We start from the raw sequence: 24,712 nt of genomic DNA on the forward strand, positions 1-24,712 counted from the left end.
CAACCTGGTATGAAAAAGATACTCATTATATGCCTGCTGGCACTTGGCTGCATCTGCTGTCGTAAGGAATATTATGTGGACGGCGGCCACAGCGGACAACCTGAATGGCAAACAAAACAAAGCGCTTATGAATTTATGCAGGGCAACGGCGACAAACTGTTTGACTCCTTGGTAAAGATCATTGACCTCACCGGGATGAAAGCAGAAGTAGAGAAAGATGGGATTACGCTCTTTGCTGTTACCAATGCTGCCGTGATGCGCTATCAAACCTATGTAAGAACAGGAAGGATCAGCACTTCCCTCAGTAATCCGAAACCACTGGAAGAGATCAGTAAGGATACCCTGCGCTGGTTGGTGCAGCGCCTCATCATCCCGGCCAATAAGATCTCCCTGGAACAGGCACTCAAAGAAGGTGAAAAATCCTATTTCAGCCTGGGGGGCGACAGTGTATTCCTGTCGGCCGAAAAACAGGCTTTTGAAGGGGTACAGGGCATGGGGGCGCCACTGCTGTTTTATGAACATCCTAAAACCGTACGGGACACGGTAGCCTACCGGATCCAAATGCAAACACACAACCTGGTAACCCGCAATGCGATGATTCATGTATTGCATACCAGCGCTTCTTTCTTTAACGGCATAAAAAAATAAGACATGCGGAATAGGAAATATATCATGATTGTACTGTGCGCCGGCTTTTTATTGTCTGCCTGTTATAAATACAAGGGAAATGATGGTTATCTCAGCGATCTGGTAGAATACCCGTCTATCAATCTTACGGCCAACCTGGGCGAAACATTTGTCAGCGATCCTATGCAGGTAGACGGCTCTACCCGGCCGCTGGAATTTTCGATTGCCGGGATATATGATGCCGACAGGAATCCGGTGGCGCTTCTATCCAAAGAAGTAGACACCAAAATATGGGCACTGCCTTATACTGGCACAGAAGAAACCCTGGCAGAAATGCAGGCTAAAACCATAGCGGTGAAAAGACGGGTACTGGATATTGATACGCTCAGCGGCAGTCTGGTAGTATACCCCGAAGCAGCTGGCCTGAATATCCCCACCGGCAAAACCTTTTATGTGGATGTAGCTGTAACGAACGGGGGAGGACAAAGGATCGTGAAAAATGCTGCTGCGCTTACCTTTACGGATAATAAAGAATCGTTTATCAGTCAGGCCTATTTGAACGAAGGAGATGCCGACTTTAAGCTGGAGGCGAAATTTAAACGCCTGGGAGATGGCAATAAGCTGATTGTACGCTATGTAAACAGCAAGGATGAACCTTATGACCCTGCCATTTTTCAGCCGGTTCCTCCCACGCAATATGAGCCATTCCCTTCCTTGTATAAGCTGCCTGGTGGTAATCCTTTAAAGAAAGAACAGCTGAACGACCGGGTGGAAATGGACGTGTATTATCCTATACCTGCTTCGGGTAATAAACGGGATGTATATCGTATTACTTCCATCATGGCAGGAGAAATCGACGGCAAGTACCTGGAAATAGGAATGCGTTGGGGCATCTACGTAGGTGGAACCTGGGAGATAAAATATATTATTGATAAAAAATAACGGCTTTATCAGTAATACAGATGAAAAAAGGTGTACCGGTTGAGGGTACACCTTTTTTATATCAGTTTACGCTGGCTCAGATGGTTTTTACCAGGTAGTAATTCTTTTTTCCTTTCTGGAACAGGATGTATTTACCATTCAGCAGCAGGCTGGTATCCACCAGTTGTTCAATGCTGCCAACTTTGTTCTTATTGATACTTACACCACCACCCTGTACATTTTTGCGGGCTTCACTTTTGCTGGGGAAAATCCCGTGTTCTGCCAGGAAGCTCACTACATCTTTGCCGGTTTCCAGCTCACTCATAGAAATTTCTACCTGTGGCACTCCTTCCATAACGTCCAGCAGCTGTGCTTCTGTAAGCGATTGTAATACTTCTGCCGTATCATTTCTGAACAGCAGTTCAGAAGCTTTCACTGCAAACTCGTAATCTTTTTCGCTGTGGATAAAGCAGGTTAATTCTTTAGCCAGGCGTTTCTGCAATAGGCGTTGTTCCGGTGCAGCACGGTGTTGTGTAATCAGTTCGCTGATCGTAGTCTCCTCCAGGAAGGTGAAGATCTTGATATAACTCTCTGCATCGATATCGGAAGTGTTGAGCCAGAACTGGTAGAATGCGTAAGGCGAAGTACGTTTAGGATCCAGCCATACTGCACCGGCTTCTGTTTTACCAAATTTGGTACCATCCGCTTTTTTGATCAGCGGGCAGGTAAAGGCAAATGCTTCTCCACCGGCTTTACGGCGGATCAATTCGGTACCAGTTACAATATTGCCCCACTGGTCGGAGCCACCCATTTGCAGCTTACAGTTTTTGGCAGTATATAAATGGAAGAAATCGTATCCCTGAATCAGCTGATAGGTAAATTCTGTAAAAGACATACCGTTATCCCCTTCCAGACGTTTGCGTACAGAGTCTTTCGACATCATGTAGTTAACGGTAATATGTTTGCCGGTTTCGCGGATGAAGTCCAGGAAAGAAATGTTGCGGAACCAGTCGATATTGTTCACCATTTCTGCCGCATTGGGTTTGGTGGTGTCAAAGTCCAGGAAACGTTGCAGCTGTGCTTTCATCCCATCCAGGTTGCGTTGTATGGTGTCGAGGTCCAGCATTTTTCTTTCATCTGCCTTAAAGGAAGGATCGCCTACCATACCGGTAGCACCACCTACCAGCGCCAATGGCTTGTGCCCGGCTTTTTGCAGGTGTACCAACAGTAATACCGGTACCAGGTGTCCTATATGCAGTGAGTCTGCAGTAGGATCAAATCCTACATAGGCTGTAGTCATTTCTTTCAATAACTGCTCTTCCGTTCCAGGCATCATATCCTGCACCATCCCACGCCAGCGTAGTTCTTCTATCAGGTTCATGATCTATTTAAAAATTTGTGCAAAGCTAGTAAAAAAAGAGCTATTAGCTGTTAGCCATTAGCTTTTAGCCTTGCCCTCCGCCACGCTGGCATTATCCTTGTGCTTTAATCAAAGCATCATCATTCGCTGCATTTAGCTAAAAGCTAACAGCTAATAGCTACCTTTACTACTCAAAATATTGCTTATGGCAAAGACCGGTAACCATCTGGAGAAAGCAGCCCGGCAATCAGGGACCATTGTAGGGATTGACCTGGGTACTACCAATAGCCTGGTAGCTGTTATTGACCCTTTAACCAGGCAGCCTGTTACTTTAAAAGTGGATCATACCAGCGCGTTGGTACCTTCTGTGGTACATTTTACAGGCAGTGAGGAAGTAGTAATAGGAGATGCCGCGCTGGAAGCGTTGATCACCCATCCTTATCAAACGATTTATTCGGCCAAACGCTTGATGGGCAAGTCTTACAAGGATGTGAAGGATAAGGCGGGCCTGTTTTCCTACAAGATACTGGACGATGATACAGATAGCCTGGTAAAGGTACAGGTAGGCCAACGGTTTTATTCACCTATCGAGCTTTCTTCCTATATCCTGCGGGAACTGAAGGCCAGGGCAGAGCAGATTTTAGGCAGTGAAGTAAGTAAAGCGGTGATTACGGTGCCTGCTTATTTCAATGATGCCCAGCGCCAGGCTACCCGGGATGCCGGCAAACTGGCAGGGCTGGATGTATTACGTATTGTCAATGAACCTACGGCAGCCAGCCTGGCTTATGGGCTGGGGCTGAACCGGGAGGAAGAACGCACAATAGCCGTTTACGATCTGGGCGGTGGCACCTTTGATATTTCCCTCCTGCGGATCTCCAATGGGATCTTTGAGGTGTTGGCCACCAATGGGGATACCTACCTGGGCGGAGATGATATGGACCGGGCTATTGTAGCACACTGGACCGAATTGCATGAAATCTCAGAAGAAGCGCTTGGCAGTAATAAATCCCTGGCACAGGCATTACGCCTGAAGGCGGAAGCAGCCAAGAAACACCTGTCGGAGGCTCCTTATTTTCATACGCGGCTCAATAACTACGAATTACAGCTTACCCGGGAACAATTTGAAGAGCTGGTACAGCCACTCCTGGAGCGTACCATTCAATGCTGCCGCAATGCGTTGGGAGATGCACAGCTGGCCATCTCAGATATTGAAGCCGTGGTAATGGTAGGAGGTGCTACCCGGGTGCCGTTGGTAAAAGCATTAGTAGGGGCATTCTTTGGAAAGCCGGTTAATGATACCCTGCATCCGGATGAAGTAGTAGCATTGGGTGCAGCCATTCAGGCAGATATACTGGCAGGCAATAACCGGGAGCTGTTGCTGCTGGACGTAACTCCTTTGTCTTTAGGGATAGAGACCATGGGCGGATTAATGGATGTACTGATTCCCCGCAATACAAAAATACCGGCCAGTGTAGGGCGTAATTATACTACCCAGAAAGATAGCCAGAGCGGGATGAAAATAGCGGTATTCCAGGGAGAGCGGGACCTCGTAAAAGACAACCGCAAACTGGCTGCTTTTAACCTGACAGGTATTCCGGGTATGCCGGCAGGCATGCCTAAGGTACAGGTATCTTTTTTACTCGATGCAGATGGTATCCTGGTAGTGCGTGCCAAAGAAATGCGCAGTGGCGTGGAGCAGCATATTGAAGTAAAACCGCAATACGGACTTACGGAAGAAGAGGTATCCCATATGCTGGCACAATCTGTAATGCATGCACAGGAAGATATGCAGGCAAGGGGAGTCCTGGAAGCGCAAACGGAAGCTCAGCAACTACTTGATGCAACGACGGCATTTCTGGAAAAAAATAGCAGCCTCCTGACTCCAACAGAACAGGAAGCTGTGAAAGCAGCCATGGAAACATTGCAGGCTGCCGTGATGACGAATGATAAAGATGCGATCCGCAGCGGTATTGTAGCCCTGAATGACATGTCCCGCCCTTATGCGGAAAGGCTGATGAGCAATGCTATAAAAGATGCCGTTACGAGAAAAAAGGACTAAATACTAGCTATACAAGCAGCCAGGCTATCCTTCCAGTAAGGTATTTTTACCTGGAAAGTATCCTTGATTTTTTGTTTGTTCAGTACACTGTAAGCAGGCCTTTGGGCTGCAGTAGGATATTGATCTGAAGTAACCGGCAGCACTTCGCAGGCAGTACCGGTAATCGCTTTGATAGCTATGGCAAAATCATACCAGCTGGCTACACCTTCATTACTGTAATGATATACACCACCTGCAATGGTACCGGCATGCTCAAACTTGTGCGTAAGAATATCCAGGATCACCTGCGCCAGATCATTGGCGTAGGTAGGCGTACCCGTTTGATCAAATACTACGTTCAGGCTGGATTTTTCTTTCATGAGCTCCTGCATCCGTTTCAGAAAGTTGACACCGGTATTGGAATATAACCAGGAAGTACGGATAACAATAGTATCAGGATTATATCCTAATGCGGAAGCTTCCCCTCTCAGTTTAGAGCTGCCATAAATACTTTGCGGGTTGGGTTCATCTTCTTCTGAATACGGGCGGTTCTGTTTACCGTCAAACACATAATCCGTAGAAATATGAATAAGTTGGGTGCCGTGCTGCTGGCATATTTCGGACAGGTTTAATACGGCCTGGAAATTGAGCAGGAAAGCAGCATCTTCATCCGTTTCAGCGTTGTCTACCGCCGTATAGGCTGCACAGTTAATACAGGCATCTATATGCTGCAACCCGAAGTAGTTAGCTAGCACCTCCGCATTGGTAATATCCAGGTCCTGGGTACCTGCATAAATAAAATTGTATTGGCTATATGGGGCAGCTACTGTTTTCAGTGCCTGTCCCAGTTGTCCTTTTGCGCCTGTAACAAGAATATTCTTCATAAGAAATGTTTTAATCAGCTATCCGCATTGACGGCTGCCTGTCTTTTAGTAGGTAAAATTATTTGCAGCATTTTCCAAAGTAGGCAATGTCTGATCTTTTTCAGAGATAATAGCATCTTTGAGGTCAATACCCCAGTTGATCTGCAAGGCAGGATCATTATAAATGATACCTCCTTCGCAGGCTTTATTATAAAAAGCATCACATTTATACATTACTTCGGCGGTTTCACTGATCACGGCATAGCCATGTGCAAATCCTTTGGGCACAAGCAACTGCAACTTATTGGCAGCACTCAGCTCAATTTCATAAGACTGGCCATAGGTAGGAGAGCCTTTGCGGATATCTACCACTACATCTATAATGCTGCCTTCGAGTACCCTGATCAGTTTGGTTTGCGCATAAGGCTCCAACTGATAATGCAGCCCACGTAATACGCCATAAGTAGACCTTGCCTGGTTGTCCTGTACAAAAGGAAAACTTAATCCTTCCTGTTGAAAAGTTTGTGCATTATAACTTTCAAAAAAGTATCCACGGGCATCCGTTAAGACCTTTGGCTCATAAATCAATAATCCTGCAATTCCTGTAGGTGTAAAAGGCATCTTTCTAGCTTTTAGCTATTAGCTATTAGCTTTTATCCGCTGCATTCAGCTAACGGCTAAAAGCTAACAGCTTAAAATAGCTATCTTGTTTGATATTGTTGTTCGTAATAATGCTGATAAGCTCCGCTGGTAACATGTTGCAGCCATTCTTCATTGGCCAGGTACCAGTCTACTGTTTTTTCCAGTCCTTCTTCAAATTGAAGGGAAGGTTGCCAGCCCAGTTCCTGATTGAGTTTGGTAGCATCAATAGCATAGCGGAGGTCGTGTCCGGCACGGTCTTTCACGAAGGTGATCAGTTGTGCGGAGGTGCCTGGTGTACGGCCCAGTTTTTTATCCATGATGGTACATAACAACCGGATCAGGTCAATGTTTTTCCATTCATTGATGCCACCGATATTGTAGGTTTCTCCGGTGCGTCCCTGGTGAAATATGGTATCGATAGCCCGGGCATGATCGTCTACCCATAGCCAGTCGCGTATGTTTTCCCCTTTGCCGTATACCGGTACGGGTTTATTATTCCTGATATTATAAATCGCGAGTGGTATCAGTTTTTCAGGGAAGTGATGGGAGCCATAATTGTTGGAGCAATTAGACATGACCACTGGCAGATGGTACGTATGATAGTACGCCATTACAAAATGATCAGAACTGGCTTTGGAAGCAGAGTAAGGAGAGCGGGGATCATACGCTGTTTTTTCCGTAAATAAACCTTCTTCTCCCAATGATCCATACACTTCATCCGTAGATACATGATAGAACCGTTTCCCTTCTGTATTATCCTTCCATAGTCTTTTGCAGGCATTCAGTAACACCGCTGTGCCCAGCACATTGGTTTTGATAAATGCCAGCGGGTCCATGATAGAGCGGTCTACATGGCTTTCTGCCGCCAGGTGGATCACACCGTCGAACTGATATTGTTCAAACAGCTGGTCTATAAAAGCTTCATCCGTAATATCTCCTTTTTCAAAGGTATAGTTAGGTTTATCTTTTACATCCAGCAGGTTTTCAAGATTACCGGCATAGGTAAGTGCATCCAGGTTAATCACCTGGTATTCCGGATATTTATTTACAAATAACCGCACCACATGAGAGCCTATAAAGCCTGCACCACCGGTAATCAGTATTTTACGTTTCATAATAGCGGATAGTATTTTATTTATGTAAAGCCTGTTTGAAATATTCATAAGTGATCTTCAAACCTTCGGCCCTGCCTACTTTTGGCTCCCAGCCTAATAGCTGTTTAGCCTTGGTAATATCTGGCTTCCTTTGTTTCGGATCGTCCTTAGGCAAAGGCTGGTAAATAATTTTTTGTTTGGTACCGGTCAGTGCAATGATCTCTTCTGCAAACTGCAGGAGGGTAATTTCTGCCGGGTTACCAATATTTACAGGCAGGTGGTAATCGCTGAGTAACAGACGGTAGATACCTTCTACCAGGTCATCTACATAGCAAAAGGACCGGGTTTGAGAGCCGTCACCAAAAACGGTGAGATCCTGACCGGTTAATGCCTGACCCATAAACGCAGGCAGTGCACGGCCATCATCCAGGCGCATACGTGGACCATAGGTGTTGAATATGCGGATGATACGGGTTTCTACTCCATGGAAATTGTGGTAAGCCATCGTTATGGATTCCATAAAGCGTTTGGCTTCATCATACACGCCACGTGGCCCTACAGGGTTCACATTACCCCAATATTCTTCCGGTTGCGGATGTACGTTAGGATCACCATATACTTCAGAGGTAGAAGCTACCAGGATGCGTGCATTCTTTTCTTTGGCCAGTCCCAGCAGATTGTGTGTACCCAGTGAGCCTACTTTTAAGGTTTGAATAGGCATCTTCAGGTAGTCGATCGGACTTGCAGGAGAGGCAAAGTGCAGGATATAATCCAGTTTGCCTGGTACGTGCACAAACTTGGTTACATCATGATGATAGTATTCAAAGTCGGGCGACGGGAACAGGTGTTCTATATTCTTGATATTGCCGGTAAGCAGGTTATCCATACCAATTACATGATAACCTTCTTTTATAAAGCGGTCGCAAAGGTGGGATCCCAGGAACCCGGCTGCACCAGCTATTAAAACGCGTTTCTTTTCCATAATCTGTAAGGTGAAGGGTTTATAATTTAGATGCAGTACGGCCTACGCTTTCGTAATGAAATCCTAGTTCCTGCATACGTTCTACTTCAAAGAGGTTTCTGCCATCAAAAATAGCTTTGTTCTTTAACGTATGGGCAATTTTATCGAAATCAGGTGTTCTGAACACGCTCCATTCTGTAGCGATGATCAGCGCGTCTGCATTATCCAGGCAGGTATACTGATGCTCTGCATAAGTTACTTTATCGCCTACTACCTGGCGAACGGGCGCCATGGCTTCCGGATCAAAAACACTTACGGTAGCCCCTTCTGCAACTAAAGCATCGATGATATACAACGCCGGTGCTTCGCGGATATCATCTGTATTAGGTTTAAAGGCCAGTCCCCACAGGGCGAAGTGTTTGCCTTTTAATCCATCTTTAAAGTACGATTTTATTTTAGGCAGCAGGAACAGTTTCTGTTTTTCATTCACATCCATTACTGCATTCAGGATCTTAAAATCATAGGCTGCATCCGCAGAAGATTTCACCAATGCCTGTACATCTTTAGGAAAACAGCTGCCACCATAACCAATGCCCGGGAACAGGAACCTTTTTCCAATACGGTCATCACTACCAATACCCCGGCGTACCATATCCACATCGGCGCCTAATTTCTCACATAAAATGGCGATCTCATTCATGAACGAAATTTTGGTAGCCAGGAAAGAGTTGGCCGCATACTTGGTCAGCTCTGCTGATTTTTCATCCATGTAAAGAATAGGGTTACCCTGCCTTACATAGGGTGCATATAATTCTCCCATTACTTTACGCGCCCTTTCAGAGCCTGTACCAATCACTACGCGGTCGGGCTTCATGAAATCATCTACGGCCACCCCTTCCCTGAGGAACTCGGGGTTAGATACCACATCAAATTCAGTTTTGCAGTTTTGCGCAATGGCGGCCCGTACCTTATCGGCAGTGCCTACGGGAACGGTGCTTTTATCTACAATTACTTTGTAATCCGTCATTATTTTACCCAGCTGTTCCGCCACTTTCAGTACAAAAGAGAGGTCAGCAGCGCCATCGGCACCAGGAGGTGTAGGCAGTGCCAGGAAGATCACCTGGGCATCTTTGATACCTTCTGCCAGATTGGTGGTAAAATGCAAACGACCTTCTTTGAGGTTCCGTTCAAATAATTTTTCCAGACCCGGTTCGTAAATAGTGACCTGGCCATTGGATAGTTTATTGACTTTATTTACATCAATATCTACACAGGTAACTTCATTACCTGTTTCGGCAAAGCAAGTGCCGGTAACCAGTCCTACGTAACCGGTGCCTACAACTGTAATTTTCATGGGGGATTATTTTATAAAAGATTTAACAGAAGCAATAATGTGATCCAGCTGATCACGATCCATTTCAGTGTGTATTGGTAAAGAGATGACTTTAGTCGTGAGTGCATCCGTATTCGGTAAATGGAATGCGGCCCCTCCAAAGTTGGCAAACATTTTTTGCTGGTGCGCCGGCACAGGATAATAGATCATGGCGGGCACCTGTTTTTCCTGCAGGTATTGTTGCAAGGCATTTCTGTCAATACCATTTAATTGCAGGGTATATTGGTGAAATACATGATAACTGTAAGGAGCACGGTACGGCGTGGTGATCTGCGGGATACCGGCAAATCCGGCATCATAGGCATCTGCTACCGCACGGCGGGCCTTGATATATTCATCCAGCAGCGGAAGCTTGATACGTAATATCGCTGCCTGCACCGTATCCAGCCGGGAGTTACAACCTACCACATCATGGTAGTAACGGGCCGACTGGCCATGATTAGCTACCATTTTGAGCTGATTGGCCAGCGCATCATCATTGGTGAAGATAGCCCCACCATCACCATAGCATCCCAGGTTTTTGGACGGGAAAAAGGAGGTACAGCCAATATGCCCCATGGCCCCGTTTTTTTTCACCGTGCCGTCTTTATAGGTGTAAGTGCCTCCTATTGCCTGTGCATTATCTTCTATCACATAGATACCGTGCTGCGCTGCGATAGCCATCAGGGGTTCCATATCAGTGCTGTGGCCGTACAGATGTACGGGTACGATAGCTTTGGTCCTGGAGGTGATCGCTTTTTCTACCTGTGCCACATCCAGACAAAACGTTTGCGGGTTTACATCCACAAATACCGGTTTTAATTGCAGCATGGCAATTACTTCGGCAGTAGCTATAAAAGTAAAGGAAGGGGTAATGATTTCATCTCCGGGTTGCAGGCCTAATGCCATCAGCGCTATTTGCAGGGCATCGGTACCATTGGCACATGGAATTACATGCTTCACACCCAGATATTGTTGCAGCTCTTGTGCAAATGACTGCACCGGGCCGCCATTGATAAAAGCAGTACTCTCAAGCACATCCAGAATAGCAGCGTCTACCTGCGGTTTTATCTTGGCATACTGGCGTTTTAAATCCACCATTTGAATAGGCACCATGTAGGATCAATATTTTGATTAAAAGTGTGCAAATTTACAAAAAATGACGTTGGGTGTGGATTATCTTTGCTCCACAACGAAAATTGAGTAAAAGTACGTAACCGGATGATAGCTACAGGGATTTATAATGGCGTGATACAGTTGTACAAAGCGGCCGTACTGCTCGCGGCAGGGACTGGTAATGAGAAAGCCAGACGCTGGCTGGCAGGGCGTAAAGGCCTGTTGGACCACCTGCGTGCGGCCAACCTGGGGAACGCGCCGGTAGTATGGATCCATGCTGCTTCTCTGGGCGAATTTGAGCAGGGAAGGCCCGTATTGGAAGCTATCCGCCAGCAATATCCCCATTATAAAATTTTGTTAACTTTCTTTTCCCCCTCCGGCTACGAGGTGAGAAAGGGCTATAAAAATGCCGATTACGTTTATTATTTACCGTTGGATACCCGCCGGAATGCACAGGAATTCTTAAATATTGTGCGCCCGCAACTGGCCATCTTTATCAAATATGAGTTCTGGTATCATTTTCTGACAGCATTACATGCGCGTCAGATACCTACTTTACTTATTTCAGGGATTTTCCGGAAAAGCCAGCCTTTCTTTAAGCCATGGGGAGGGATGTTCCGGCAACTGCTGCAGCAGCTGACCCACATTTTTGTGCAGAATCAGGTATCCCGGCAATACCTGGAGGAGATCAATATCCGGCAGGTAACGATGGCGGGGGATACCCGTTTTGACCGGGTATGGGCCTTACAGCAGGAAATTGTGGATATCCCGCTGGTAACTACCTTCTGCGGCCATCAGCAGGTATTGGTAGCCGGCAGTACCTGGGAAGCAGATGAAAAGCTGCTGGCCGCCTGGTGGCAGCAGCAACAGCGGAACTGCCGGTTGATCATTGCCCCCCATGAAATACATGAGGCACATATTCAGACGATCATGACGCTGTTTCCCGGCGCTGTAAGATATACGGAACTGGCCGCTGGTATATTGCCAGCCGCCGATAAAGCGGTATTGATTGTGGATAATGTGGGGATGCTTTCAGCGCTGTACCGGTATGCTACCGTAACTTATGTAGGCGGTGGGTTTGACCGGGAAGGGATCCATAATATTCTCGAACCGGCTACCTATAGCAAGCCGGTGGTATTCGGGCCTATCTTCGATAAATTTCCGGAAGCACAGGAACTATTGGATCTGGGCGGTGCCTTTACCGTACATACGGAAGCGGAGCTGGAGCAGCAGTTGCAACGGTTGCTGCATGAAGCGGACGTATGCCGGGAGGCCGGCGATATTGCTGGTAAATATGTGATGGATAATAAAGGGGCTACCAGTAAAATACTGGCCTTTATTCAGGAAAAGCGTTTTTTAACCAGGGAATAGAAATGTTTAACCAGAGTATCCTCATCCTGCCAGCCCTGGTAGATCTTTAGTTCCCGCTGTATCCAATATTCAGCTTCCTGCAGAGAAGTACATTCATTGATGGTTTTAACGGAGCGGTCGTACATGTCGCGGTCGCCACGGAACAGTTCCTGGATAAACTGGAACTTGTCATTAATACCGATCGCGTCGCGCAGGTCTTTTACTCCCATTTCCCGCAGTTTTTCCGCTACTTCCACATTTGCAGTTCTCAGGCGTTCGTTCAGGGAGGTACCGGATTGGGTTTGTCCTACCAGTTCGTTTAACTCTTTACGGATATTGTGGTTTTCGGCAGGTTGTTCCTGGCGATGTCCATTGTGATGGGCAGGAGCAGCGGTAGTATCAAAAAGGGTAGCAGGCGTAGGTTTGGGTACCTGAGGTGCTGGCTGGGCGGTGGCCGCCGGTGCTGGTACCGCCACTGGAGGAGCCGTTGGCACTGTATGGTTAGCTGCAGGCACTGCTGCCGCAGGTGGTGTATAAGTAGCCGCCGGTATGTGTTCCGCTGGCGGAGGTACCTGGGCAGGTGTGGGCACAGCTGCTGCTGGCGCCGGTGCTGTATGTACAGGCGCTTCCGGTGCCGGGGGCTCAGGTGTAGGCACAGCTGCTTCCGCGGCAGGCGTTGGTGTTGTATGTACAGGTGCTTCCGGTGCTGGCGGAGGCGGATGTTTTATAACTGGTGGGGTATATGCCGCTACCAGTTTGGGTATATGTAGTATAACCGGCTTTGCTTCCTCTTTAGGCTGTTGAGCGGCCGGAGGAGGAGCGGGAATATTGTCCGCGCTTGCCGCCGGAGCGGGCATGGCTGGCGCCGGGATATTTTCCGGCGCAACAGGCGCAGCCGGTGCGGGTACATGTTCTGCCACAGGAGGTGCAGGGGCCGCAGCTTGCGCTACAGGAGCCGGTACTTCAGATGGAGGTAAAGTATTATGAGCCGCCATCCTGTCGGACGGCAGAATTACCGCTATATTTGTTTGTGTATTTTTCTGCTGAAGCTGTGCGTTACGGGTATGTAACACCTCGGCCTGCAATAACTGTACATAGTACGATATGGTTTGCAGCCCGGCGTTGGAATTCTTTAATTCCTGTAATTTTTCAATTAATGCATTTATTTTCTCCATGCCTTAATTGTTAACGCTTTGTGAGAGAAATTATTTTACTTGCATAAAAGTAAGACTTTTTTAACCATTTAATAATCAAAATACTATAATATGTTTATTGAACCTTCTCTTGCAGGAGGACGGCGGGGCTGGATAGAGGTGATCTGTGGTGCTATGTTCTCTGGTAAAACAGAAGAACTGATCCGCAGACTAAAGCGTGCGAGGATTGCCAACCTGAAAGTGGAGATCTTCAAACCCGGGGTAGACACCCGGTATGATGAGCATAATATTGTTTCACATGACGAAAACAGGATTATATCCACCCCATTGGAAAACTCCCAGCAAATCTTGTTGCTGGCACAGGAGGTGGATGTAGTGGGGATTGATGAGGCCCAGTTTTTTGATGCAGAATTACCCAATGTATGCGATCAGCTGGCGTTAAGAGGGATAAGGGTCATTATAGCAGGGCTGGATATGGACTTCCAGGGCAAGCCCTTTGGGCAGATGCCCTTTTTGCTGGCTAAAGCCGACTATATCACAAAACTACATGCCATTTGCGTAAAATGCGGGAATATCGCCAATTACTCTTTCCGGAAATCAGCGGCACAAGATACCGTACTGCTGGGCGAAAGGGATGTGTATGAACCCAGGTGCAGGCACTGTTATTATGAAGAACCGTGATGGTGGTTAGTTTTCTTCAGGGAGTGGATTATTTAATCAGATTCAATGGATTGATAACAGGGAGTATTACCCCATCTAAAGGCGTGCCTTGTGTTTTGTCAAAAATAACTCCCCGGGCAGTGGAATAGGCAATGCTTGCAATGGTAACCCCTAATTGGTTATCTACTTTGATAGTTTGTTTTACATCGTCTAACATAATGAATTCTAATAGATTACTGACTTCGAAGATAAATTCAAGGGTATAATCCGCGGTAACACCGTTTAGTTGTTCCGTCTCGTTAAAGCACTTAATGCTGGAATGCAGGTAGAACCGGATTAATTTATCATCAGGTTGGATATGACTATCCGTTTTAAATTCAAAACTATATCCTGCTGGTTTGACAATTGCCATAGTTTCATCAGCAAGATCAATACTTCCTTTTAAAGTGATAATATCAAGCAGTGATATCTTGGCTGCATCTACTTTTGAATGCTTGTTCATACTGCTGTTATTTTGTCTCCCGGATCATTATTCATATAAATGACTTTAGGAGAAGTACGTGCTTTTGATAAAGCTGCGACAGGTTTATATATTTTTGTTGAGTAAGCAGGATGCTTTTGTATATAAGTTACGGTAGTTTGTTGCTCATTTTTTTGCCCGTTTGAGCTAGTGTTTATAACAGGTGCTCCAAATGCAGCATGTAGTTTAGCCAGGGAGCGGATGGTGTGATTATGAGTTCCGGACAGGAGCTTGGAAATCTCTGCTTCACTTTTATGCATTTTCTCTGCAAGATCTTTCTGTTGCCAACCTCTTTGTGCAAGCATCTCATGTATACGTGCCTGTATAGCCATTGCCAATGATACAAAAAGCTTACTTTCATCAGGAGTGCCTGCCAGTATTTCATGAAATACGGGAACCTCTTCTGTTGCTGTAATACGTTTCTTAGCCATGTTATTTATATAGAAAGTTCAAAATCATCTTCTATTGTTATCTCGTTAGAGATATGATTAAGTGCAATTTGTTGTTCAGCTATTGCATAATTGATTTTTGTTGAGAGACGCCTGGCTATTTTAAAGTGAGGGCTACATAAAGGACAATCATTTACTTTTTGAGTTGTTTTTCTGTTGCCATTTAACAATACAACAATTCCTGGTCCTAAACGAATGCAATACAGCCGTATCCCATAATCATCCTGTACATTTACTTCAATAAATCTTGGTGTCTTTGGTGGCAAGGCTTCGGCACTATCTTCAGAACGGAAACACCATTCCTGTGCACCATATTTTGTGGCAATCTCTTTAATATAACTGTTTATTTCACCTAATTCCTGCTTATTTTTATCCTCAAGGCTCATGCTTTCCTGAAAATTGTAAAACTCGGACACCGTACGACTTCCCAGCTTTATACTATAAAACCGGACTAGTGGGGTGCTTAAAGAGCTTATTACAACAAACGTAGCCTTCACTTAACTTATAAGTTAAGCACAAACTTACAGTTTTTCTACTAAAAAAACTCAGTTTTTCTTCAACGTTTCTACCTGCTTAACTTTGAAGGTGAATTTCTTTTGGGTGAGGTAGCTGAAGCATACTACAATGGCGGTAGTACATATTTTGCCAATGGTAGGATAGAAGTGGAAATGATCTACAAACAGCTTCATAAACACGTAATTGAGTATAATACATACCCCTACGAGCAGAAAATACCGGATCAGCTGAATCCTTCCGCGGAGGTTGGATTCTGAAAAAACGATGTATTTGCTGAGCAGAAAGCCGGTAGGGAAGGTGACTGCTAATGACATGAACAGGGCGGCAATATGCGGGGTCATTTCTACAAAAGGCAGGTGTACCATTTGTTTTTGCAGAATGAAATTATAGCATATAAAATAGAGGAAGATATCCAGCATGGTATTACCGCCTCCGCAAGCCAGGTAGCGGAAGGTTTGCAGGGGCATTACCCTGGCAAACGGTTTATAAAAGAAATCAATAATCTGAAGAATGAAAGTCCTCATGCTAAAAAATCGTCCGCAAAGGTAGCCGTTTTATGTTTCCCTTCCGTTGTCTTTGCTTTATCTTAACGTTTTACGTTTTTGCCATTTAGAAGGAGCGGATGCAGTGGTACCGGCGCCGTTATGCTGTGCATTTTGTGTAGCCTTTGCATTGGCCTGCCATATCTGAGTGGCCAGAATAGCCGCCAGCTGTGTAGCGTCTTCCCGGTATTCCTGTAAGGATTGGGGCGTAAAGTATCTGGCTATAAAGTTAGTGTCAAATTTCCCTTCAATGAAAGCCGGTTGTTGTAAAGCCCATGCGCCAAAGGCGAGGGTGGTATGGATGCCTTTCACCTGGTATTCTGCAATCGCCCGCAGTAATCTTTCCCGTGCTTCTTCCCGGTTATTGCCCCAGGCAATCAGTTTGGCGATCATCGGATCATAATAGATAGGAATATCCATACCTTGTTCGTAGCCGTCGTCTACCCGGATACCATATCCTTGCGGGCGGATGTAGGTTTCCAGTTTGCCGGTATCGGGCAGGAAATTATTGGTAGGATCTTCTGTACAGACTCTCAGTTCGATGGCATGCCCGTTGATATGCAGGCTTTCCTGTGTAAAAGAAAGGGTTTCGCCCCGGGCAATTTTGATCTGTTCCTTCACCAGATCCAGCCCGGTGATCATTTCCGTTACGGGATGTTCTACCTGCAGGCGGGTATTCATTTCGAGGAAATAGAAGTTCAGTTGTTCATCTACCAGGAACTCAACGGTACCAGCACCGTAGTAGTTGCAGGCCCGTGCCACATCCAGTGCACATTTGCCCATCGCTTCCCGGATATTGGGGGTGAGCACGGAGGAGGGCGCTTCTTCTATCAGCTTCTGGTGACGGCGTTGAATAGAGCATTCCCGTTCAAAAAGATATACATAATTACCGTGCTGGTCGCCCAGGATCTGTATTTCAATATGGCGGGGGGCGGTCACATATTTTTCGATAAATACGGCATCATCTCCAAAGGCGCTCATGGCTTCGCGTTTAGCCATGCCTATCTGTTCGTCCAGTTCACTTTCGGAATTAACGATCCGCATCCCTTTACCACCACCACCGGCAGAGGCTTTGATGAGAATAGGGAAGCCTGTTTTTTTAACCACTTCCCGGGCCTCTTCCACACTGCGTAAGGGCGTTTCCGTGCCGGGCACCATCGGTACGCCAAATTGCTGGGCTGCCTGTTTGGCGGCCAGCTTGCTACCCATTACTTCGATGGAATTGGCATCAGGGCCGATAAAGGTAAGTCCTGCCGCAGCTACCTGCCGGGCAAAACCGGCGTTTTCACTTAAAAAACCATATCCCGGATGAATCGCATCAGCACCCATTTGCAGGGCAGTCGCGATGATCTTGTCGCCCAGCAAATAAGACTGATTAGAAGGTGCAGGCCCTATACAAACGGCTTCATCGGCATATTGTACAAAAGGCATCGTACGGTCGGCTTCAGAATAAACAGCTACTGTTTGAATACCCATTTCGCGGGCAGAACGCATCACCCGTAAGGCTATTTCACCACGATTGGCAACCAGGATTTTTTTCATGGGAGCTAAGATAAGCTTTTAGCTTTTAGCAGTTAGCTTTTAGCTATTGTGTTTTGTTGTTTATTCTTTTAGCTGTTAGTGCTTGGCTATTATGTTTTGTTGTTTAATGCATTTATGTTCCGCTTCGATGGCTAATAGCTAACCGCTAATTTCCGTATCTTGCCCCCGCAATATGAAACAATTCAATCCGATACAGCAAACACTGACCCTGGTGAAGAAAGACCTGGTACTGGAATTACGCCAGAAATATGCATTTTATGGGGTATTGCTGTACATTGTTTCCACGGTATTTGTGATTAACCTGATGATTGACCGGCCGGAGGAGAAGATGTGGAATGCCATGTTCTGGGTGATCCTGCTTTTTGTGTGCGTAAATGCGGTAGCCAAGAGTTTTTTGCAGGAAAACAGGGGGCGGTTGCTCAATTTTTATTCGTTGGTACATCCGCGTTGCTTCATAGCAGCCAAGCTGATTTATAATATCCTGCTCATGTCGCTCATGAGTGTGATTGCATTGGTGTGCAGTGTGATATTCCTGGGAAACCCTATTATCAGTATGGGGTATTTCTTTGGTGTAGTGTTGCTGGGAGGCGTGAGTTTGTCTATCCTGTTTACCATGCTGGCGGCCATCGCCGCCCAGGCCAACCAGAATGCGGCATTGATGGCTATCATGGGATTTCCGCTGATCATGCCCCTGCTGATGCTGCTGGCCAATATCTCCCGTTCGGCCTTTATTACGGTGTATCAGCCCGGACTGCCCAAAATGTTCTTCCTCCTGGGAGGGCTGGACTTATTGATCATTGCCCTGGCAATGATCCTGTTTCCTTTTCTCTGGAAGGATTAAAACACGGCCCCTTACCTGCCCGGTTCATCCAACAAAAAGCCCTTTTATGTATAGGATCTTTAATGTAATTTGCTATCATTGAATAAAGTTAAAATCCCTAAAAAGCTTTGTGATTAGGGATAAAACCTGTAGGTTTGCTCACAATATATAGCTGTTAAAAAATGGCAAAACATTGGTGGAAGGCATTAGCGGTATTGATTATTTTATATACAATTATAGCCGGATTTACAACGAAGATTCCTATCATAGGAACAAATGGGCAATCTAGCCGGGGCATATTTTTCCACGTACCTATGTGGATGTGCATGTATACTCTCTTTACTATTTCCCTGGTATACTCTCTGATGTACCTTTCCAAATACGACCTTAAAAAAGATATCATTGCCAGCGCTGCTGCCAATGTAGGCGTGCTGTTTGGCATATTAGGCTTTATTACCGGTACTACCTGGGCTACCTATACCTGGGGCAGTACGTTTACAGAAGATCCCAAGCAGATATTAACAGCAGTGGCATTACTGATTTACCTGGCTTACCTGGTATTGCGGATGTCTGTTTCAGATATTGATAAGCGGGCGAGATTGTCGGCCGTGTTCAACATTTTTGCTTTTGCACTGTTAATTCCATTTACTTATATCATCCCCAGAATGATCGACTCCTTGCATCCGGGTAGTGCTACTACCGCCGGTTTTCAGTCGGCTGATGCTGATGATAACATCAAAAATGTGCTGCGGCCTGCTTTTATAGGATGGATACTTTTGAGCCTGTGGATCTTAGACCTGCGGGTGCGGTATAAAAAACTGGAGTTAAAAAATATTATTAAATGATCAACAGGGCATATTCTTTTTTTATCACACTGGCTTTTATGTTTTTATCAGTGCTGGCCCATGCGCAGGAACAGGCGCAGCAGCAGAATACTGAAAAAGGACCCATCAATGAATTTCTCCGTAGTAACGACAAAATATATGTGGTAGTAACGGTACTGGTGATCATCTTTATCGGCATCGTGGGCTACCTCATCCGGCTGGACCGAAAGATCAGCAAGTTGGAACAACGGGATCATTCCAATTCATAGCATCGTACCAAAACAATTATACCAAAACAGTTTATTATGTCGCAAGAACAAGAGAATTACAGCTTCTTTCAGAGTGTTGAAAGAAGCTTTGACAAAGCCGCAGTGTTTACAAAATGGGATAAAGGTATCCTGGAGCAGATCAAAGCCTGTAACGCTGTTTACCGCATTAAATTCCCCGTACGTGTAGGCGATACCATTGAAGTAATTGAAGCTTACCGCGTACAGCATTCCCACCACAAACTGCCTTGTAAAGGTGGTATCCGCTTCAGCGATGAGGTAAACCAGGACGAAGTAATGGCGCTGGCTTCCCTCATGACCTACAAATGTGCCATCGTAAACGTTCCGTTTGGTGGCGCTAAAGGCGGTATCAAAATCAATCCCCGCAATTATACCCCTTACCAGTTAGAGAATATTACCCGCCGTTATACTGCGGAACTGGTGAAAAAGAATTTTATAGGACCAGGTGTGGATGTACCTGCGCCGGATTATGGTACCGGTGAAAGAGAAATGAGCTGGATCCTGGATACCTATATGAGCCTCCGTCCGGGAGAAGTGGATGGCTACGGTTGTGTAACCGGTAAGCCCGTTTCCCAGGGTGGGGTGCGAGGCCGTACAGAAGCTACCGGCTTAGGTGTATTCTATGGCCTGCGTGAACTGTGCAATATCAAGGAAGACATGGCCCGCGTTGGCCTGGAACCTGGTATTGAAGGCAAAACTGTGATTGTTCAGGGTATGGGTAACGTAGGTTACCATGCTGCAAAATATTTCCACGAAGCAGGTGCTAAGGTAATTTGCCTGATCGAGTGGGACGGCGCCATCTACAACGAAAAAGGATTCAATCCGGATGAAGTGCTGAAATTCAAAAAAGAAACCGGTTCTATCGTCAACTTCCCGGGTGCACAAAACCTGAAGAAAAATACCGATGGACTGGAACTGGCATGTGATATCCTTATCCCTGCCGCGCTGGAAAGTGTGATCCATAAAGGAAATGCTCCCAACGTAAAAGCCAAGATCATTGGTGAAGCGGCCAATGGCCCGTTAACACCGGATGCAGATGAGATCCTGAATAAAAAAGGTGTCATCATTGTACCGGATATGTTCCTGAACGCCGGCGGGGTGACCGTGTCTTACTTCGAATGGCTGAAAAATCTCAGCCATGTGCGTTATGGCCGCCTGGGCAAACGCTTCGACGAAAACATGAATATCCATATCATGAGCGTGATCGAAGACCTGACCGGCAAAAAGGTATCTGAAAAAGAAAGAAAGTTCATTGCTCATGGTGCGGATGAAGTAGACCTGGTATATTCCGGCCTGGAAGAAACCATGCACGCGGCCCTGCACGAAGTGCGCGATGTAATGGTAGCCAGCAGCGATGTACATGATATGCGCACTGCGGCCTATGTATGTGCCATCAATAAAGTAGGCGCTGCTTACGAACAACTGGGCATATTCCCATAATCTAATCTATATCACGTAATCAATCAAGTGGCAGTCAGCCCCGGTATTATGCCGGGGCTGACTGCTTTATGCCCCTGGTTAAAACAGCCTTTCTTAGTGCCTTTAGCCATGGTGATCCTATAGTTGTTCCACTGCGCTTTAGGGTGGAACAACAGTGGGACAACAGTGGGACAACAGTGGGACATATATGGAACATCCCTATGGAAACCCTGACTCATGGCAGGGGTTACCTATCCGTGAGCTGTAGATATCCTACCTATATCCTACCCCTCTTTTAGGGTAGGATATAGGTAGCTTATAGGTAGGTAAAGGGTAGGATATAGGTAGGATATCTATAAGGAAACCTGCTGCTATGGCAGGATTACCTATAAATTATCTCCTAAGTAGTTGATAATTAAGATGTTTTAAACAGGCTAGTAGGCTGGCAAAGCGGGTAAGAACTGCCATTGCTGTTGTTCCGGCCGGTATACACAGCAATAAGTATGGAGGCCATTGGTGATAACCAGGTAATCGGTGGGGAGTACCATGTGGTACCGGGTGATCTGTTCCAGGGTACTTTGTGTAAGTGGTACGCCCATTTCTTTGCATTCCACGATCATCCAGGGCTGGGTATTCCGGTTGTATACCACAATATCACAGCGCTTTTTTAACTCTCCCAGGTATATTTCCTTTTCTATCCCGATAAGGGAAGGTGGATAATCCAGGTTTTTTACCAGGTAGTTCATAAAATTCTGCCTTACCCACTCTTCCGGTGTGAGTACCACATACCTTTTGCGGAACCGGTCAAAGATGAGGTCTTTGCCGGCGTCCTGAACGATTTTAAAATCCGGATCGGGGAAGGTGATGGCGATCATAGGGGGCAAAGCTCGCCAAAAAACCTTATATTCGTTTGTCAAAAAGCTATGAAGACAAAAGAAGAGATAGTAGCTAACTGGCTCCCCCGCTATACTGGCGAAAAGCTGGAAAACTTTGGAACCCATATCCTCCTCACCAATTTCAGTAATTACCTGACCTCCTTTGCAGAATGGCACAAAGTCAAAATTGTAGGCGTAGGCAAACCTATGCAATGTGTTACAGCCGGAGAGATCAGCATTATCAATTTTGGTATGGGCAGCCCCAGCGCCGCTACCGTGATGGACCTGCTGAGCGCCATTTCTCCGAAGGCGGTGTTGTTCCTGGGAAAATGTGGCGGGCTTAAAAAGAAGAATAGTATTGGTGATCTGATCCTGCCTATTGCTGCCATCCGGGGAGAGGGAACTTCCAACGATTATTTCCCGCCCGAAGTACCCGCGTTGCCGGCCTTTGCCTTGCAGAAAGCCATCTCCACCAGTATACGCGAATATGGCTGTGATTACTGGACAGGCACCTGCTACAGCACCAACCGCCGGGTATGGGAACATGATGTGGAGTTTAAGAAATACCTGGAACGGATCCGTGCCATGGCAGTAGATATGGAAACGGCCACCATTTTTTCCGTAGGCTTTTACAACAAAATACCTACCGGTGCCCTGCTGCTGGTGTCCGATCAGCCGATGGTGCCTGAAGGAGTGAAAACGGCAGAGAGTGACAAAAAAGTAACCAACCAGTTTGTAGACCGTCACCTGAAAATAGGGATAGACTCCCTGAAAAACCTGATCAACAGTCACCAGACCGTGAAACACCTGCGGTTTTAAAGCGGCTGTTTGTACAACTTCCTATTTAATGAGCCGATGTGTGCCATTGGCTGAAAACATCCTGCGGCCATCTTCAGCCCGGGGCTCCGCAATCTTTTGTATCTTACTGGCAAAAGCAGGTAGGAATGGGATCCATGCTGGTAGCAATCGATCAACTGGAAGTAACTTTCCGGGCAGAACACGAAACAATCAAAGCGGTAAATGGCGTTTCCCTCGATATTAAGAAGGGGGAGATCCTGGGGGTAGTAGGAGAATCCGGTTCAGGGAAATCTGTTACGGCCCTGGCGCTGATGCAGCTGATCCAGTCACCGGGTACCATTTCGGGAGGAAAGATCCTCTATACATCCGGCCAGGACGCTGTGAACCTGCTGGCATTATCTCCCGGAGATATGCGGGCCTACCGTGGCAATGATATTGCCATGATCTTCCAGGAACCGATGACCTCTCTCAATCCCCTGCACACCTGCGGTAGCCAGGTAATGGAAGCCATACGGCTCCACAAAAGGGTATCTTCCGCCGAAGCCCGGCAGCAAACCATCGCCCTCTTTCAAAAAGTAAAGCTGCCCGATCCGGAACAGCTCCTGCAACGTTATCCACATGAATTATCCGGTGGGCAGAAGCAGCGGGTGATGATCGCGATGGCGATTTCGTGCAACCCGCGTTTACTGATCGCCGATGAGCCTACTACTGCGCTGGACGTGACCGTACAGCAGGCCATCCTGCAACTGTTGCGGGAATTGCAGCAGCAAATGGATATGAGCGTCATATTTATTACCCATGACCTGGGTGTGGTAGCAGAAATTGCCGACCGTGTGATCGTGATGTATAAGGGGAATATTGTAGAGCAGGGGCCGGTAAAGGAAGTATTGCTGGCACCGCAGCATCCGTATACCAAAGGGCTGCTGGCCTGCCGCCCACCGCTGGATAAGCGTTTGTACCGGCTGCCCGTTACCCGCGACTTTATGGAAGTGGATGAACAGGGCCGGATACAGGAAAAGCCGGCAGCGGTAAAAGCGCTGGTAGACAGCCTGGTGGTAACTGCCGCCGCACAAGCAGCGCGGGAGCAGGTATTGGCCGCCAATCCGCCTTTGCTGGAAGTACACAACCTGTGTACCTGGTTTCCTGCCAAACGCAGCTTTTTAGGCAAAGTACAAAGCTGGGTGAAGGCGGTAAATAATGTAAGCTTTAACGTTATAACCGGCGAAACGCTGGGGCTGGTAGGAGAATCGGGCTGTGGCAAAAGTACGCTGGGCCGTACGCTGCTCCGGCTGATACCACCCACTTCGGGCACGGTTTTATATAAAGGGCAGGACCTGGCCGACTTATCGCCCACTGCCATGCGGCATATACGAAAAGAGCTGCAGCTCATTTTCCAGGACCCATATTCCTCACTTAACCCAAGGCTCACCATTGGCTCAGCGATAGCAGAGCCGATGCAGGTGCATGGTTTGAACGGTAATGAGCGCCAGCGCAGGGAAAAGGTATTGGAGCTGCTGGAAAAGGTAAACCTGCGGCCGGAACATTACCATCGTTATCCCCATGAGTTTTCCGGTGGGCAGCGCCAGCGCATTGTGATAGCACGGGCATTGGCAGTAGCTCCTTCCTTTATTATCTGCGACGAGTCAGTGGCCGCACTGGATGTAAGTATACAGGCTCAGGTGCTCAACCTGCTGATGCAGCTGCGGGAGGAGATGGGATTTACCTGTATTTTTATTTCGCACGACTTGTCGGTAGTGCGGTTTATGAGCGACCGGATGATGGTAATGAGCAAGGGAGAGATCGTAGAAATGGGACCGGCCGACCAGGTATACAATCATCCCCAAAGTGCCTATACCCAAAAGCTGATTGCTGCTATACCTAAAGGTATGTATGTGTAATTGGTTGATAAATAGCTGGTAATAATCATTTTTTGATTAAGTTGATTATTTTCAATACCTTCGC

Annotated in this window: 25 protein-coding genes; 11 read left to right on the forward strand and 14 right to left on the reverse strand. The window is 46.6% G+C overall.

Features of this window, described 5'->3' with window-relative positions:
- The first annotated feature begins 9 nt into the window (after positions 1-9).
- Both ABR189_RS22885 and ABR189_RS22890 read left to right on the forward strand, forming a co-directional pair.
- Complete coding sequence (locus ABR189_RS22885) at positions 10-648, forward strand: hypothetical protein (protein WP_354662816.1); 639 nt, start codon at positions 10-12, stop codon at positions 646-648.
- Positions 649-651: 3 nt separating this feature from the next.
- Complete coding sequence (locus tag ABR189_RS22890; RefSeq protein WP_354662817.1) at positions 652-1,569, forward strand: DUF5007 domain-containing protein; 918 nt, start codon at positions 652-654, stop codon at positions 1,567-1,569.
- 76 nt (positions 1,570-1,645) lie between these two features.
- Here ABR189_RS22890 and tyrS read toward each other — a convergent pair whose 3' ends face one another.
- Positions 1,646-2,929 carry a tyrosine--tRNA ligase gene (gene tyrS / locus ABR189_RS22895; RefSeq protein ID WP_354662818.1) on the reverse strand — a complete coding sequence of 428 codons (1,284 nt, stop codon included), beginning with the start codon at positions 2,927-2,929 and terminating at the stop codon, positions 1,646-1,648.
- A gap of 184 nt (positions 2,930-3,113) precedes the next feature.
- On the opposite strand from tyrS, the gene hscA reads away from it, so the two are divergent.
- Entirely contained in the window at positions 3,114-4,967 is a 1,854-nt protein-coding gene (gene hscA / locus ABR189_RS22900) for a Fe-S protein assembly chaperone HscA (protein ID WP_354662819.1), read from the forward strand.
- On the opposite strand, the gene rfbD is transcribed toward hscA, so the two are convergent.
- The 6 genes from rfbD to ABR189_RS22930 all read right to left on the reverse strand — a co-directional run bounded on the left by rfbD (position 4,964) and on the right by ABR189_RS22930 (position 10,994).
- Entirely contained in the window at positions 4,964-5,830 is an 867-nt protein-coding gene (gene rfbD / locus ABR189_RS22905; protein WP_354662820.1) for a dTDP-4-dehydrorhamnose reductase, read from the reverse strand. The genes hscA and rfbD overlap by 4 nt on opposite strands.
- 45 nt (positions 5,831-5,875) lie before the next feature.
- Positions 5,876-6,430, reverse strand: a complete 555-nt coding sequence (gene rfbC, locus ABR189_RS22910; RefSeq protein ID WP_354662821.1) for a dTDP-4-dehydrorhamnose 3,5-epimerase — start codon at positions 6,428-6,430, stop codon at positions 5,876-5,878.
- 80 nt (positions 6,431-6,510) lie between these two features.
- On the reverse strand, positions 6,511-7,566 hold the full coding sequence (gene rfbB, locus ABR189_RS22915) for a dTDP-glucose 4,6-dehydratase (RefSeq protein ID WP_354662822.1): 1,056 nt from the start codon (positions 7,564-7,566) through the stop codon (positions 6,511-6,513).
- 16 nt (positions 7,567-7,582) lie between these two features.
- A complete protein-coding gene (locus tag ABR189_RS22920; protein WP_354662823.1) occupies positions 7,583-8,527 on the reverse strand; it encodes a UDP-glucuronic acid decarboxylase family protein in 945 nt (314 codons plus the stop codon).
- A gap of 19 nt (positions 8,528-8,546) precedes the next feature.
- A complete protein-coding gene (locus ABR189_RS22925) occupies positions 8,547-9,860 on the reverse strand; it encodes a UDP-glucose dehydrogenase family protein (protein ID WP_354662824.1) in 1,314 nt (437 codons plus the stop codon).
- Between the two features lie 6 nt (positions 9,861-9,866).
- Positions 9,867-10,994, reverse strand: a complete 1,128-nt coding sequence (locus ABR189_RS22930; RefSeq protein ID WP_354662825.1) for a DegT/DnrJ/EryC1/StrS family aminotransferase — start codon at positions 10,992-10,994, stop codon at positions 9,867-9,869.
- A gap of 105 nt (positions 10,995-11,099) precedes the next feature.
- Here ABR189_RS22930 and ABR189_RS22935 point away from each other — a divergent pair, with 105 nt between their 5' ends.
- Positions 11,100-12,365, forward strand: coding sequence for a 3-deoxy-D-manno-octulosonic acid transferase (locus ABR189_RS22935; RefSeq protein ID WP_354662826.1), 1,266 nt, complete (start codon positions 11,100-11,102; stop codon positions 12,363-12,365).
- On the opposite strand, the gene ABR189_RS22940 is transcribed toward ABR189_RS22935, so the two are convergent.
- Positions 12,335-13,519 carry a DUF8457 domain-containing protein gene (locus ABR189_RS22940; protein WP_354662827.1) on the reverse strand — a complete coding sequence of 395 codons (1,185 nt, stop codon included), beginning with the start codon at positions 13,517-13,519 and terminating at the stop codon, positions 12,335-12,337. The genes ABR189_RS22935 and ABR189_RS22940 overlap by 31 nt on opposite strands.
- A 90-nt stretch (positions 13,520-13,609) precedes the next feature.
- On the opposite strand from ABR189_RS22940, the gene ABR189_RS22945 reads away from it, so the two are divergent.
- On the forward strand, positions 13,610-14,179 hold the full coding sequence (locus tag ABR189_RS22945) for a thymidine kinase (protein ID WP_354662828.1): 570 nt from the start codon (positions 13,610-13,612) through the stop codon (positions 14,177-14,179).
- A 28-nt stretch (positions 14,180-14,207) separates the two neighbouring features.
- On the opposite strand, the gene ABR189_RS22950 is transcribed toward ABR189_RS22945, so the two are convergent.
- From ABR189_RS22950 to accC, 5 genes are all read right to left on the reverse strand, one after another.
- Entirely contained in the window at positions 14,208-14,660 is a 453-nt protein-coding gene (locus ABR189_RS22950) for a hypothetical protein (RefSeq protein WP_354662829.1), read from the reverse strand.
- Positions 14,657-15,109: a helix-turn-helix domain-containing protein gene (locus ABR189_RS22955; RefSeq protein ID WP_354662830.1), complete on the reverse strand. Its 453-nt coding sequence runs from the start codon at positions 15,107-15,109 to the stop codon at positions 14,657-14,659. The genes ABR189_RS22950 and ABR189_RS22955 overlap by 4 nt, the downstream gene beginning before the upstream one ends.
- 5 nt (positions 15,110-15,114) lie before the next feature.
- A complete protein-coding gene (locus tag ABR189_RS22960; RefSeq protein ID WP_354662831.1) occupies positions 15,115-15,513 on the reverse strand; it encodes a hypothetical protein in 399 nt (132 codons plus the stop codon).
- Between the two features lie 159 nt (positions 15,514-15,672).
- A complete protein-coding gene (locus ABR189_RS22965) occupies positions 15,673-16,167 on the reverse strand; it encodes a GtrA family protein (protein WP_354662832.1) in 495 nt (164 codons plus the stop codon).
- A 57-nt stretch (positions 16,168-16,224) separates the two neighbouring features.
- Positions 16,225-17,727, reverse strand: a complete 1,503-nt coding sequence (gene accC / locus ABR189_RS22970) for an acetyl-CoA carboxylase biotin carboxylase subunit (protein ID WP_354662833.1) — start codon at positions 17,725-17,727, stop codon at positions 16,225-16,227.
- A gap of 172 nt (positions 17,728-17,899) precedes the next feature.
- Between accC and ABR189_RS22975 the strand changes: the two genes are divergently transcribed.
- The 4 genes from ABR189_RS22975 (at position 17,900) to ABR189_RS22990 (ending at position 21,098) form a co-directional block, all read left to right on the forward strand.
- Complete coding sequence (locus tag ABR189_RS22975; RefSeq protein WP_354662834.1) at positions 17,900-18,568, forward strand: heme exporter protein CcmB; 669 nt, start codon at positions 17,900-17,902, stop codon at positions 18,566-18,568.
- Between the two features lie 161 nt (positions 18,569-18,729).
- Positions 18,730-19,392, forward strand: coding sequence for a cytochrome c biogenesis protein CcsA (gene ccsA, locus ABR189_RS22980; RefSeq protein ID WP_354662835.1), 663 nt, complete (start codon positions 18,730-18,732; stop codon positions 19,390-19,392).
- Positions 19,389-19,640: a CcmD family protein gene (locus ABR189_RS22985; protein WP_354662836.1), complete on the forward strand. Its 252-nt coding sequence runs from the start codon at positions 19,389-19,391 to the stop codon at positions 19,638-19,640. Before ccsA ends, ABR189_RS22985 begins: the two co-directional genes overlap by 4 nt.
- Positions 19,641-19,676: 36 nt before the next feature.
- The gene (locus ABR189_RS22990) at positions 19,677-21,098 is read left to right on the forward strand and encodes a Glu/Leu/Phe/Val family dehydrogenase (RefSeq protein WP_354662837.1); all 1,422 of its coding nucleotides are present in this window, start codon (positions 19,677-19,679) and stop codon (positions 21,096-21,098) included.
- A 413-nt stretch (positions 21,099-21,511) separates the two neighbouring features.
- Here ABR189_RS22990 and ABR189_RS22995 read toward each other — a convergent pair whose 3' ends face one another.
- On the reverse strand, positions 21,512-21,952 hold the full coding sequence (locus tag ABR189_RS22995) for a type I restriction enzyme HsdR N-terminal domain-containing protein (protein ID WP_354662838.1): 441 nt from the start codon (positions 21,950-21,952) through the stop codon (positions 21,512-21,514).
- Between the two features lie 48 nt (positions 21,953-22,000).
- Between ABR189_RS22995 and ABR189_RS23000 the strand changes: the two genes are divergently transcribed.
- Both ABR189_RS23000 and ABR189_RS23005 read left to right on the forward strand, forming a co-directional pair.
- Positions 22,001-22,771, forward strand: a complete 771-nt coding sequence (locus ABR189_RS23000; RefSeq protein ID WP_354662839.1) for an AMP nucleosidase — start codon at positions 22,001-22,003, stop codon at positions 22,769-22,771.
- A gap of 125 nt (positions 22,772-22,896) precedes the next feature.
- Positions 22,897-24,648 (forward strand): ABC transporter ATP-binding protein, encoded by a 1,752-nt coding sequence (locus ABR189_RS23005; RefSeq protein ID WP_354662840.1) that lies wholly within the window; start codon positions 22,897-22,899, stop codon positions 24,646-24,648.
- The last annotated feature ends 64 nt before the right edge of the window (positions 24,649-24,712 follow it).

This window comes from Chitinophaga sp. H8 (assembly GCF_040567655.1).
Taxonomy (GTDB): Bacteria; Bacteroidota; Bacteroidia; order Chitinophagales; family Chitinophagaceae; genus Chitinophaga; species Chitinophaga defluvii.